This window comes from Pseudomonas salicis, assembly GCF_057128705.1.
In genome coordinates, this window is sequence record NZ_JBSKHU010000002.1 from 258,391 (window position 1) to 270,898 (window position 12,508).

Annotated in this window: 14 protein-coding genes; 2 read left to right on the top strand and 12 right to left on the bottom strand. The window is 59.8% G+C overall.

Translation table 11 applies throughout. The annotated features are described in order from the left end of the window. Window positions 1-93: 93 nt before the first annotated feature. From ACWKWE_RS07230 to ACWKWE_RS07270, 9 genes are all read right to left on the bottom strand, one after another. Window positions 94-813, bottom strand: a complete 720-nt coding sequence (locus ACWKWE_RS07230) for a hypothetical protein (RefSeq protein WP_483850121.1) — start codon at window positions 811-813, stop codon at window positions 94-96. A gap of 58 nt (window positions 814-871) precedes the next feature. After that, window positions 872-2,080, bottom strand: a complete 1,209-nt coding sequence (locus tag ACWKWE_RS07235) for an ABC transporter permease (protein ID WP_483850122.1) — start codon at window positions 2,078-2,080, stop codon at window positions 872-874. Further along, on the bottom strand, window positions 2,067-2,786 hold the full coding sequence (locus ACWKWE_RS07240) for an ABC transporter ATP-binding protein (protein WP_483850123.1): 720 nt from the start codon (window positions 2,784-2,786) through the stop codon (window positions 2,067-2,069). Before ACWKWE_RS07240 ends, ACWKWE_RS07235 begins: the two co-directional genes overlap by 14 nt. 126 nt (window positions 2,787-2,912) lie before the next feature. After that, window positions 2,913-3,161 (bottom strand): LuxR C-terminal-related transcriptional regulator, encoded by a 249-nt coding sequence (locus ACWKWE_RS07245; protein ID WP_166597650.1) that lies wholly within the window; start codon window positions 3,159-3,161, stop codon window positions 2,913-2,915. 447 nt (window positions 3,162-3,608) lie between these two features. Continuing rightward, window positions 3,609-4,079 (bottom strand): VOC family protein, encoded by a 471-nt coding sequence (locus tag ACWKWE_RS07250; RefSeq protein ID WP_166597613.1) that lies wholly within the window; start codon window positions 4,077-4,079, stop codon window positions 3,609-3,611. A 92-nt stretch (window positions 4,080-4,171) separates the two neighbouring features. Next, a complete protein-coding gene (locus ACWKWE_RS07255; protein WP_166597612.1) occupies window positions 4,172-5,491 on the bottom strand; it encodes an MFS transporter in 1,320 nt (439 codons plus the stop codon). A gap of 109 nt (window positions 5,492-5,600) precedes the next feature. Next, on the bottom strand, window positions 5,601-6,368 hold the full coding sequence (locus ACWKWE_RS07260; protein WP_483850124.1) for a helix-turn-helix transcriptional regulator: 768 nt from the start codon (window positions 6,366-6,368) through the stop codon (window positions 5,601-5,603). Between the two features lie 73 nt (window positions 6,369-6,441). Then, window positions 6,442-6,927, bottom strand: a complete 486-nt coding sequence (locus tag ACWKWE_RS07265; RefSeq protein ID WP_166597610.1) for a GNAT family N-acetyltransferase — start codon at window positions 6,925-6,927, stop codon at window positions 6,442-6,444. A 158-nt stretch (window positions 6,928-7,085) separates the two neighbouring features. Next, window positions 7,086-9,257, bottom strand: a complete 2,172-nt coding sequence (locus ACWKWE_RS07270; RefSeq protein ID WP_483850125.1) for a TonB-dependent siderophore receptor — start codon at window positions 9,255-9,257, stop codon at window positions 7,086-7,088. 162 nt (window positions 9,258-9,419) lie between these two features. Between ACWKWE_RS07270 and ACWKWE_RS07275 the strand changes: the two genes are divergently transcribed. After that, window positions 9,420-10,058 (top strand): LysE family translocator, encoded by a 639-nt coding sequence (locus tag ACWKWE_RS07275; RefSeq protein WP_341962944.1) that lies wholly within the window; start codon window positions 9,420-9,422, stop codon window positions 10,056-10,058. A 3-nt stretch (window positions 10,059-10,061) separates the two neighbouring features. Here ACWKWE_RS07275 and ACWKWE_RS07280 read toward each other — a convergent pair whose 3' ends face one another. Further along, window positions 10,062-10,958, bottom strand: coding sequence for a LysR substrate-binding domain-containing protein (locus tag ACWKWE_RS07280; RefSeq protein WP_483850126.1), 897 nt, complete (start codon window positions 10,956-10,958; stop codon window positions 10,062-10,064). Window positions 10,959-11,072: 114 nt separating this feature from the next. On the opposite strand from ACWKWE_RS07280, the gene ACWKWE_RS07285 reads away from it, so the two are divergent. Beyond that, complete coding sequence (locus ACWKWE_RS07285) at window positions 11,073-11,507, top strand: PACE efflux transporter (RefSeq protein WP_483850127.1); 435 nt, start codon at window positions 11,073-11,075, stop codon at window positions 11,505-11,507. A 4-nt stretch (window positions 11,508-11,511) separates the two neighbouring features. Here the strand turns inward: ACWKWE_RS07285 and ACWKWE_RS07290 are convergent, their stop codons facing one another. Both ACWKWE_RS07290 and ACWKWE_RS07295 read right to left on the bottom strand, forming a co-directional pair. Beyond that, a complete protein-coding gene (locus ACWKWE_RS07290; protein WP_483850128.1) occupies window positions 11,512-12,129 on the bottom strand; it encodes a type II toxin-antitoxin system HipA family toxin in 618 nt (205 codons plus the stop codon). A 24-nt stretch (window positions 12,130-12,153) separates the two neighbouring features. After that, window positions 12,154-12,489 (bottom strand): helix-turn-helix transcriptional regulator, encoded by a 336-nt coding sequence (locus ACWKWE_RS07295; protein ID WP_483850129.1) that lies wholly within the window; start codon window positions 12,487-12,489, stop codon window positions 12,154-12,156. Between the last annotated feature and the right edge of the window lie 19 nt (window positions 12,490-12,508).

The window sequence follows — 12,508 nt, forward strand, 5'->3', positions numbered from 1 at the left end:
TCATCAATGGCCGCGCATACCCCATCAGGCGGACAGGCCGGATACACCGGCCAGTCCGGCTTGGGACCGGGCTACGGTCCCAAGCGAGGTGTTTCACAGCGATGAACCCGCCGGTGGCTGAACGCGCTCCAACAGCTCGGCAGCGGACATCGTCCCGAGCAAGGTCAGGATCTCGTCCTCCATCTTGAGCGGCCCATACAGGGCTTCCTCACGGTCCAGATGACCTTGCTGAACGCTGCGATAACCCTCGGGATAGATGCTCTTCTCGATAGGCAACAGCCGGTCGTAATGCTCCAGCAAACCCCGGAAAACGATGCGTCTTTCCACCACACCCCGGGTGGTGGCGATTAATTTGATGAAGATGTCTGCGTCACTCTTGCGTACCGCCTGATAAGCGGCGTAACGCTCGACCAGCGTGTAAAGCCCGGAGTCGTCGAACACCACACCGCACAGCGCTTCGCGCCTCAGGCCCGCGAACGGATTGATCGCCGCCGTACGACGATGGCTCTGGGCCAAGGCAAATGCCACAGCCTGCTCGGCCTGCTGCAAGCGTCCCGGCGTCGTGAGCTTCTTGAGGTCTTCCAGGGCAGGCGCCTGTCGCCCCAGTTGCTCGATTTCCTCTTCAAAGGTCGCGAACACGCCACGGGGGCCGAGCCATTGTCGGTGCATCGTGTGCAGGTCCTCCTTGCTGTACACAGCCTGTTTGTGAACCATTTCATGAAAGCGGTCCATTTCCAGGTCGTCGCCGTGGTCGGTGATGCCTGGACGCTCCGCGGTTGCAGGGCTGTGGTCGCTTGAATTGCAGTCAGTCATTGAGGCATTCCTTTTTGTTGTTGAGTCGAGAATCTGTTCAGTTCGTACGGCAGGTGGATCAGTCATCCCTGAGCGCTACAGCGGGTGAGAGTCGTGCGGCCAGTGCCGCCGGGTAGCAGCCGAAAAACAGACCGGTCATCAGTGAACTGCCGACCCCGAGCAGTAGCGCGTCGAATGACAGGTTCAATGGCCAGCCGTTGAGCTGCGTGAATAACCAGGCGATGCCACAGCCGAATGCTGCCCCGAGCAGAGCGCCTATCACCGACAGGTGCGCAGCTTCGATCAGGAACAGTGACCTGATGTCCCGAGGCCGGGCGCCGAGTGCCATGCGCACGCCAATCTCACGACGGCGTTCACGCACGCTCATGAGCATGACGTTCATGACGCCTACCCCTGCCACTAACAGGGAAATCCCGCCAAGCCCCGCGAGCAGCCAAGCGAAGATGTCGGCCTGACGCTTGAGGCCATCAAGCAGTTGGCGAGGGATCTGTACGTTCACCTCATGCCCCCGCAGTCGCTCCTGCAACTGTCGCTGGAGCGATTGGGCGGCTACGGACGCGTCCACGTTCGGCTGCACCCTGGCGATCACATGTCCCAAGCGGATGGTTGAGGACAGTCGGGCCATGCTGTGTGCGGGTATGAAAACTGACGAATCGACAGGCACCGGAAGCAGCGGGTTGTGAGGCTGAGGCCTCAGAATGCCGATGATCTGAAATTGATAATCGCCGAGACCCAGCAAGTCTCCGGGCCGTAGCGGACGCGTTTCGATGCCCAATGCGCTGGCAGCTTCGTCGCCAATCACCGCGAACAGCCCATTGCGATCCAGCCGCGAAATGAACCGTCCTGACGCCAGCTCAAGGCCCATGACAGGCATCAGCGCAGCAGAGGTTCCGATCACCGTGGCATCAAGTTCGGCGCCGCCCGACCTGACTTTGACGGCGTATTGGCTGACAGGCGCCAGCTGCATCAGCTCAGGCATCGCGAAGTGAACGGATCGAGTGTCCAAGGTGCCCGGCATTGGCGTTCTGCGCGAATCGAACCCCGGAAAACTCGCAACCAGAACGTCCGTGCCCAGCCCCTTGAAGGTCGCCATCGCGTCGTCCGATGCACTGCGACCGATGTTGAGCAGCGCGACGATCGATGCGCTCCCCACTGCGATGCCCAGCAATCCCAGCCAGGAGCGCTGCCCCATCGCCAGCAGGTTGTGCACAGACTCGGCAACCTGCATGGCCCAAGGACCGAGTGCCAGCGCGTCAGACCGCGACATGCCCGACACGCTCATATACGCGACCTTGAGCCACTTCGACCTTGCGCTCGAAGCGTGCGGCCAGGTTCGCGTCGTGAGTCACCATGACCAACGTCGCGCCTTGTTCACGGTTGAGCGTAAGGAACAGCTCCAGGATTTCGTTGGCACAACAGGGGTCGAGATTGCCGGTGGGCTCGTCCGCCAGAATCAGCGATGGCTGCCCCACCAGAGCTCTGGCAATCGCCACCCGCTGGCGTTGCCCTCCGGAAAGATCCGCAGGCCGATGCTCCGCCCGGTCGGCGAGCCCCACAGCCTGCAATTGTGCCAACGCCAACGCACGTGCCGACTTTCGAGGCACATTTCGATACGCCAGTGGCAGTGCGACATTGTCCAACGCACTCAAGCGCGGCAACAGGTTGAAGGCCTGAAAAATGAAACCTATATGCCGGTTTCGCCAGGCAGCCAGATCATTGGCGGAAGCGGCCACGATGTCGTTTCCGACAAATCGTGCACTTCCCCGAATGGGACGTTCCAGCAAACCCAGGATATTCAGCAGTGTGCTTTTGCCAGACCCGGACGCACCGACTATCGCACAGGTGTCGCCGTGATCTAGCGTGAAATCGATAGTATCCAATGCGCATAGCGTCGCACTCCCCCGAACATACTGTTGGCTAACGCTGCGCAATTCAAAAAGACGTGATGAACAGGCTTCCAATTCATAACTCATGACGCTTCCCTGTCATTGCCCTACACCGTGCGCATTTATTCTTTTATGAATGCCACATAAGCGTCTGTCGGCAATAGCGACACCGGCTAACGCCACCCAAGATACTTCCTATTATGCGCACTTGATTCACCGAAACAATCCGTCAAATGTAGGGGGTACTTGGGTTTTTCGTTTGCGTGGAACCACCACATGCAGCGCCATGAGTTGGGCACGATTCTTCACATCATTCTTTTTCAGCAGTGCCGAAACATGATCACGGGCCGTGTAATCACTGATGCCCAATCGTTGCGCGATATCCTTGTTGGTGTAGCCCAACAGCACCAGCTGCAAGACCTCGTACTCCCGTGGCGTCGCCCGGTTCGCTCGTTGTCGCATAGGCTCTCCCTCTTGCATCGACTTGATGTCGCTTTTCGTGGATGCCTTCCCTGGCACTAAACTTCCCATCGGCGTCGACGGGCGTTTATTGAGCGTTAATTTGTCTTTTTTACACTTGAATTGAATATTCGGCATGAAGGTTATAATTTGCACCGCAAAAGGTAATTAATCCTACACTCCCTGAAGACAAATCCTTGATTTGGTCTTACAAAGGCACGCAACAGGCACAGTTCGGCTCATACGCAAACAAGGTTGCATATGAGGAGTGCGAGTCAGAGGTATAGACAGCGACAATAAACGGAACAATTCTCAAATACAATCACCCGTTACAAATCATGTGACGGCGCGAGGCTTGACTTGGGGTGAGGCATTCATAAAACGAAGGGCGACTTGTACTAGAGTAAGTGCAAATCGCCGACGCTAAAAAAGGAAATGGATGACAAGAAATCAGGATGATGCCTGACTGAACATCTTCATGGCCCGCTCACGAATCTCGTCGGGTGTGAGGTCTTCCTTGTGAGTGCCGATGAACCAGAGATGGCCAAACGGGTCGCGAACGCTGCCGCTGCGATCGCCGTAGAACATGTCCTGAACATCGGTGACGATCGTCGCCCCCGCGTCCACGGCACGTTTGAACTGTTCGTCGACATCGGGCACGTAAAGGTGCATGGCGAAGGATGTTTTGCCGTGAGGATCAGCGCTGGTGAAGCCACCCTGATCACAAGGGTCGGCAAGCATCAGGCGAGAGTCGCCGATCTGCAATTCAGCGTGGCCAACACGGCCGTCGGGGCTGTCGAGGCGAAACATCTCGTTGGCGCCAAATGCGTTTTTATAGAACTCGATGGCTTTGGCGGCAGGCGAAACGCCCAGGTACACGGTCAGGCTATGCTGACCGTCGGGGATAGGTTTGACGCTCATGACGGTTCTCCTTGACTGTTCTGTGAGTCATTCGGATAGCGGTCAGGCAAGCGTAGTCCTGAGCGGGGCGTCGCTCAACGACGCCCCGTCAGTCAGTGGCCGCAGCGTGCAGGCAGTGCGTCATCCACTTGCATGCCCTTGCGCATGCCGAAGAACATGGCGGTCAGCAAGCCCACGGCGCCCATGATCGCGCAGTAGCCGACGCACACCCATGGGCTCCACGGCATCAAGGCGATCAGCGCCAGCGGCGTGGTGCTGGCCCATAACGCGTAGCTGATGTTGTAGGTCAGCGAGATGCCGGACACGCGAATGTTCGCCGGGAACAGTCCGACCATGACGGACGGCACCACGCCGACGATTCCGCACGCCAGGCCCGCGACTGCATAGGCCAGGCTTATCGGCAGCCACTGGATCACCAGACTGGCATACAGCAGGCCCACGCCCACCGGCAGCAGCAGGCTGTAAAGGACCACGCCGCGCCAGGCGCCGATGCGGTCCACCAGCATGCCAGCGAGCACGCAACCGATGTTGAGGAAGACAATACCGACGCTGCTCAGCGCGAAGGTGTCGCTGGGGCTCATGCCGAAGCGTTGTTGCATCACGGTCGGGGTGATCACTACCAGGGTCACGACTGCGGAGGTCAGCACACAGGTCAGCAGCGCAGCCGGCAACAGCGATTGGCGGTGCTCCCGCACCACGGCGCGCAGGGGCAGTTCGGTCATGCCTTGACGCTGGGCATGCAAGGCCATGAACACCGGCGTTTCGCTCAGCCAACGACGCAGCCAGACGCCGATTACCCCGAACACGCCGCCCAGCAGAAACGGGATGCGCCAGGCGAAGTCGAGGATTTCTGCATGGCTGAACACCTTGGCCAGCCACGTCGCGGTCAAAGCACCGATCAAGTAGCCGAACGTCAAACCGGCCTGCAACACGCCCAAGGCATAACCGCGATGGCCTTTGGGTGCATGTTCGGCGACGAATACCCAGGCGCTCGGCACCTCACCGCCCACTGCCGCCCCTTGCAAGATACGCAGGCCCAGCAGAATCAACGGCGCCCAATAGCCGATGTCGGCATAGGTCGGCATCACGCCGATCAGCAGGCATGGCAGGGCCATCATCATGATACTCAGGCTAAAGACACGCTTGCGGCCCAGCTTGTCAGCGAAGTGCGCCATCAGAATGCCGCCCAACGGACGGGCCAGGTAGCCGGTGACGAAGATTCCAAAACTCTGCAACAGCCGCAACCACTCGGGCATTTCCGGCGGGAAAAACAACTGACTGAGGGTCAGTGCAAAGAATACGAAGATGATGAAATCGTAGATTTCCAGCGCCCCGCCCAGTGCCGCCAAGCCCAGGGTCTTATAGTCGCCCCGGCTGATCGGTTGTGGACGTGGTCGAAGAATGGCTGTCATGAGAGACCCCATTTGGCAGTTAAAACGGCAGTTAGGTGCGACAAAGGCGCGCAGGATAACAAAGCTGACGGGTTGAGGGCGGCTCGCAGACCACCGGCGTTACGTCACATCACAGGGCATACACGCCGGGCGTCATGCCGAACTGCGCACTGAACGCGCTGATGAAGGTGCTGACGCTGTCGTAACCGAGCCGTTGGGCCACACGGTTGACGCTGTCGCCCTCGGCCAGCAATTCAAGCGCTCGCTTCATCCGCGCGACAATCCGCCATTGCATCAGCGACATCCCGGTTTCAGCACGAAAGTGTCGGGTCAATCCGCGACGGGACATGCCGACCCGCCGCGCCCAGTCGTCGAGGCTGGTCTTGTTGGCGGGATCGGCGACGATGGTCAGGGTCATGCCGACCAGATGCGGACTGCTGGGCATTGGCAGAAACAACGTGTTGGCGGGGGACACCTTCAACTCGTCAAACAACACGTCGAGTTGCCGATGCTGCGGCGCGGTGAGCTCACCCGAGTGATCATTCCAGCCGCCGATGCGTTCGAGCAAGGCGCTGGACAGCGACGTCATGTCGAACACCGTCGGTGTGTTAGGAAACAGCGGACACAGATCGGGTCGCAGGTAGATGATCCAGCCTTTCGTGGCCTCGTGCACACGCGTGGCGTGGGCGACCCCGGGAGGAATCCAGCCAATGTGCCGCGATGGAACGACCCAACTGCCAGTGTCCAGCTCGGCCGTGATAACCCCTTGCCGGACGGCCCACAATTGACCCTCACGGTAACGGTGCAACGTCTCGTCACTGCCCGCCTGCAACAGCGCCGTGGTCAGCAGTGGTCGTCCATCCTGGATATGGCGTTGCAACGGGTACTGTGCTGGCATGGCCCGATTTCCCTGTTGAGTGGCTTGCCGACGGTAGCAAGCCAAAGGGCATGGCGCCAGTTTCAAATGTCGGTCAGTGCACCGATTCCATTGGCATCACCCGTTCCATGTAGAGGCTGCGCAACGCGATGCCGCTGGGGTGCTCGTACGCCTCATCGCGAATCGCAACGAAACCCATCGCTCGGTAGAAATCAGCGGCGTTGAGCGAAGCGTAGAGGTAGAGCCGGGTGAAGTGTTCTTCGGCGGCAATCGTCTCCAGACCGTCCATGAGGCGTTTACCGACACCTTGACCGGCGTGCGCGGGTTCGACGAACACAGCAATCACTTCGCCGCTTTGCCGGTCCAGAATGCCGTAGCCTAGCAGTTGACCGTCTTCTTGGGCGACCAGCGCGCATCGCGTGGCAAACAGCCGAAGGTACGACTCGGGGGGTGGCGACCCGCTCCATATCTCGACCTGTTCGGGCGAATAATGGCTGGCGCACAGCTGCCGAACCGCCCGGGTGCGCAGCGACCAGAGCAGGGGAATGTCCGAAATATTGCCGGGTTTGAGTTCGATCATGTCGCGATTCCGGAAGGAGAAAACGCACGAACGGTCGCGTTCGCGCACAGCCATTGAGCCCGAGCGACAGGATGCGCTTTTACATACGACGGTGAAAGGTCCGGGCCTCGTTTCTGGCCGCAGGCCAAACATCCCGTCGGCGGATGCTGAAAAACGGATTAAAAGCTCACCGTCGCGGACAATCTCGCCGTGCGCGGTGCGCCGAGGAACAGGTAGTCGTCGCCCAGGTATTCGCCCACGTCTCGCCAGTAACGTTTGTCGAACAGGTTGTCGACCGTCAGGCGAAACACGGTGTCGTAGCCATCGAGCCTGGTGCTGTAGCGGCTGCCTGCGTTGAACACGGTGTAATCATCCACCTTCACCGAGCCTTCGCGGTTGGCGTATTTGCTGGAGCTGTACTGCATGCCGCCTAGCAGCGCGAGGCCCGGAATCGGCAGGCTGTAGTCAGCGGACAGGCTGCCGCGGAATTTCGGCACGTTGATCGCCTGATGGTCTTCATAGGCCGCTGTGCCGCTGTCTTCCACGCGAGCCTTGATGGCGGCGGCACTCGCCGATATTTGCAACTGTGAAGTCAGCCAGCCGTTGGCGCTCAGTTCCAGCCCCGTGTTTTTCTGCTGGCCCTGCTGCACGAACGTCAACGTGCCGTCGTCGTTGGGCTTCGAATACTGGTAGGCCTGACGGGTCTGGAACACGGCCGCCGTGAAACTCATGCGTTGCCAGTCGTACTTGACCCCGGCTTCCAGTTGGCGAGAGATCGTCGGCGCCAGAATCTCACCGATGTTGGTGTCGAACACCGACGCCGTGGCGCCCAACGAAAGGCCTTTGCTGTAGCTGGTATAGAGCGAAACGTTGTCCACGGGTTTGTAGATCAGCGCACCTTGAGGCAGGAAAATCGAGCGCTGCGTGTGGCGATTGTCGCTGCCGTCTTCGTTGTAGGCTTTTTCATCGAGGCGCACCTGACGACCGCCGATCACGGTTTGCCATTGGTCGTTGAAGCTGATGCGGTCGGTTGCGAACAGACCGTACTGACGGCTGTCCAGACGGCGTTCGGTGTGGCCCACGGGCAGGTCGGACGGGGCGAAGCTTTCAGGCGTTTCGTTGATATTGCCGGACCCGATGTAATTGCTGAAATACGGCCGGGTATCGACCGTGCGGCGAAACGCGCTGGTGCCGAAGGTCAACTCATGCTTGAGCCAGCCGGTGTTGAACAGGCCCGTCATGGCCGCTTCGACTTCATCGTTTCGGCGCGTGTCGTCGGGGCTGCGGAAGTCGTAGATGTCGTAGCCGCCATTGGTATTGAAATGCCCGGTCACGGGTGTCGCCGGGCAATCGCTCTGGTAGTAGCAGCCATAGGCGAACGCGCTGTAATCGTCGATCACCACGCGGCTGCGCGAGGCGCTGAGACTTCCCTTCCAATCGTCGCTGAAACGGTACTCATAACGACCGCTCATGTTCAGAGAGTCGATGCCCACCGGGTTCGACCCGCTTTGGTAGCCCAGCAACTTGCGCGGTGAGGCATCGTGGGGCAGCTCTGTTCCGCCGATGAGTTGATAACCCGGCACCGAGCGTTGCTCTTTGGTCTGGTACTCGACGTCCAACTGCAAGGTCGATTGATCGTTGATGTTCCAGTCGAACGCCAGCGAGGCGAAATCCCGCTGGCCATTGGCGTGTTCGACGTAGGAACGAATGTCTTCGTGGGCGACGTTGGCGCGCAGGCCGAACTGTTTTTCGCTGCCGAACCAGCCGCCGACGTCCGTGGCGATATACCGCTCGCCGTGCTCGTTGGTGGACACCGTCACCGAGCGCACGTCTTCCGGGCGTTTGGTCTTGTAATTGACCACGCCGGCAGGCTCCGACACGCCGCTTTGCAGGCCGGACAGGCCTTTCAGCAACTCGACCTGCTCCTTGTTTTCCAGCGCCACGTTCTGCTCGCCGGTGATGCTGCGACCGTTGATGCGGTAGCTGTTCGCCGCATCCAGGGAGAAACCGCGCACGACGAAGTTTTCGTAGTAACCGACTGGCGCGTAGCTGTCGCCCACGGACGCGTCGTTACGCAGCACGTCGCTGAGCAATTTGGCCTGCTGGTTCTTGAGCATCTCCTCGCTGAACACCGAAATCGACGCCGGCGTGTCGCGCAAGGGGGTTTCATTGAAACCGCCCACCGACGCGCTGCTGGCCTGGTAGATCGACGCCTGTTCGCCTGAGACCTTGACGGCGTCCAGCGTCAGCGGCTCAGCCTCTTGCGCGGCCAGCCATGGCGAGACGAAGGCAATACTCAGCGGCAGCAGGCGGCGCGGAAAACCGGCTGCAGGTCGGCGTGGGGTGGTCATCGACAGTGAAGCTCCAGGAGGGATTGTTTCTCGGCGCACTTTTTACGTTCTGTATGGTTTTTTTACAACCTCGATACGTCCTCTTTGCACGTATGAAAACGCTCGAAACGGGGACGTCCACTCATCTACACTCGGCGGCCTATCTTGCAGGATATTTCCGTCATGACCCCTTCGCTGCTGCTTGCCGTTCTTGCCTCGGGCTTCATTTACGCCATTTCGCCCGGCCCAGGGGTGTTGGCGGTGTTCGGCATCGGCGCATCCAAGGGGCGACGCGCGGGTGCGGCGTTTCTCTGCGGGCATCTGCTGGGGGATGTGATCTGGTGCAGCACCGCGCTGGCCGCGATCATCGGCGCCAAGGTCATCGGGTCAACGACCTTCGACGTGCTGGGGGTCATCAGTGGACTGTTCCTGTTCTGGCTCGGCTGGCGGGCGATTCGCGCCAAACGCAGCAGCGAAGACGAGCCCAAAGCCCCAGCCCGCCACCCGTTCTGGCACGGCATCATGTTCGGCCTGACCAATCCGAAGGCCTACCCGGTGGCGGTCGCGACGTTTACCGCGCTGCTCTCCAGCCGGGTCGATCTGCTGAACTGGTCGATGCTGCCGCTGCTTATTTTGATCAGCACGCTGGGCGGCATCGCGGCCTACGGCATCATCGTCGGCGTGGTCGGCGCTCGCCACGTGCGTACCCTGTATCAGCGCCACGAACTGACCATCACGCGGCTGTGCGGGGTAATGTTTATCGGGTTTGCGATTCACGCGTTGACCCACGCGGTGCCGGGGTTGTTGCCGCGCAAGCCCTGACGTTCAGCGTAAGGGTGTGGCCGCCGCCTCTTCCGACAGCCACGCCAAAAACGCCTTCACCTGTGGATCACGCTCACGACCCGGCACGCACACCGCCACATAACGCGGGCCGGGCAGGCTGACCTCCGGCCGGAACGCCACCAACTCTCCGCGCGCAACGCTGTCCGCCACCAGCACAGTGCTCGCCAGCACCAGCCCATGCCCGGCGACTGCGGCGCTCAAGGCGTAATGCTCGTCGTCGAACTGACGAATTCGCGCCTTTTTCAGCCAACCGTCGCTGTCTGCAGCCTCGCACCAGCTTTTCCAGTTGACCGAAAAAGCGCCCGGCATCGGCCAGCGCAAATCGATCAACTCCACCCGATGCTCATCCAGCGCGTCCAGCAGACCGGGCGCGCCATAGACGCCGAAATACTCATTCATCAGGTCCTGCTGAAACAGGCTCGAGTCATCGCGGCTGACGGTTCGGATCGCAAGGTCGATGCTGGAATCACGCGACAGATCGACCAGCTCATTGCGCGTGTCGATGTGAACATTGAACTGAGGAAATGCGCGGTAAAAACGGCCCAACCGAGGAATCAGCCACGCGGATGCCAGCGCGGGCGTGGTCGACAGCGTCAGGGTTTGAGAAGCCGTTTCGGGGCTGAAGCTTTCCAGACTGCGACGGATGTCCAGCAACGCCTGATGGCTCTGGCGATACAGCTGCTCGCCCTCTTCCGTCAGCGCCACGCCCTGACCGGACCGAACGAACAGCATCGCGCCCAGCCAGGCTTCCAGCGTCTTGACCTGATGGGAAATGGCCGCGGGCGTCACCGACAGTTCCTCGGCAGCCGCCTTGAAACTGCCCAGCCGCGCCGCCGCTTCGAAGGTGCGCAACGCATTGAGGGGAAGAGTGGAAAACACGGAAAGCTCCCTGCATGAAATGAACTGATGCGGCGTCAATTTATCTCATTTCACCCGACGCCGACGATTCGGTAGGGTGACGGCCATCGTTCTTCACGCCTCAGGATAAAGCCCATGCAAGGCCCCACACGCAAGGTGGTTCAAGCCATCCTCTACGAAGTCATCGCGATTGCCGTGCTGTCGCCCACCCTTTCACTGATCTACGACGACGGCCTGGCCCATGCGGGCGCGCTGTCTGTCATGCTTTCGGCCAGCGCGCTGATCTGGAACATGGTTTACAACTACCTGTTCGAATACTGGGAAGCCCGCCAGACCCGTCGCACACGAACCTGGGGCCGCAGGCTGCTGCACTCGTTGGGCTTCGAAGGAGGACTGGTGGTGATGCTGGTGCCACTGGTGGCGTGGTGGCTGGACATCACATGGTGGAGCGCGCTGGCGACCAACCTGGGTTTGTTCGTGTTTTTCTTCTTTTACGCGCTTGTGTTTCAGTGGGGGTTCGACCGGGTGTTCGACGTGCCGGCTTCGGCGCGGGAGCCGGTGTCGGGTTGAGGCATCACTCGATTCGAAAATCGGGGTGCAGGCGTTTCCAGTGCGCTCGCAATACGTTCTTTTGGTTGTCGATCATTTGACTGTCATTCAATGCCCCCGGCCATAACGCCCGCGCACTGTCCATCACTGCTCTGAGGTTGTAGAGCACCGGGCGCCAAGGAATGTCGCCATAGTCTGCCCATCGCTTGAAATGCTCCATGGAGACCTCGTACCAGTTTTTGGTCTTGGCCATGTTCAAGGCATATTGGCTTTCGTCAGCGATATAACCTTTGGTCATCACGACGTCGTAGGCCGGTGACAGCTCTGCATGCCGGCCATCCCGGTAAATGATGCTCCAGTTCTTGAGGTGAGCATCGCCGTTCGCCAGCAGAATGTTGACCAACAGACGCCGTGCCATCTGAATCGCGTCCCGCTGTCCATGGATCGAATTCTGATAAAGCAGTTTGCCGATCTGGTCGTAGCTGGCCCTCCGGTATTTGTCATGGGCATACGCATAGAAGATCTGAGCAAAATCCTCCGAATGAACCCTCTGGTTTCCTGGCAACCGATCGTAGCGACGAATCCCATAAGCCTGCTGCTCGTCAGGCAGGTTGATCTGCGGAAAGGCCTCGATATCTGCCATCCTGATCAGCTTTATTTCAGGGATTCAGATGTCTCCCCACGGGCTTTCGTCGTCATGCACGACAGGCGAGCGCGGGCCCTCGGATGGGCGATCCAGATTGGGGTACAGCGGCTCGACGTTCTCCGCAACGTCGCTGGCGAGCACTTTTTCTACGCGATTTAGCCTCGATTTGGGAACCAGGACCAAGACCGCATCCAGGCCTTCCGCGATCTGATCGAGGGTGGCGAGCCTGGGATTGAAACCGGCTTCGATCTTCCCGTACTGCTGACGGGTGAGGCCCGCGCGCAAGGTCATGTCCTGGATTTTCAGGCCCAGGACCAACCGCTGTTTTCGGATTTGATCAAGCAGAGTGGTTTTCATGGCGCGGTCTCAATTGAGT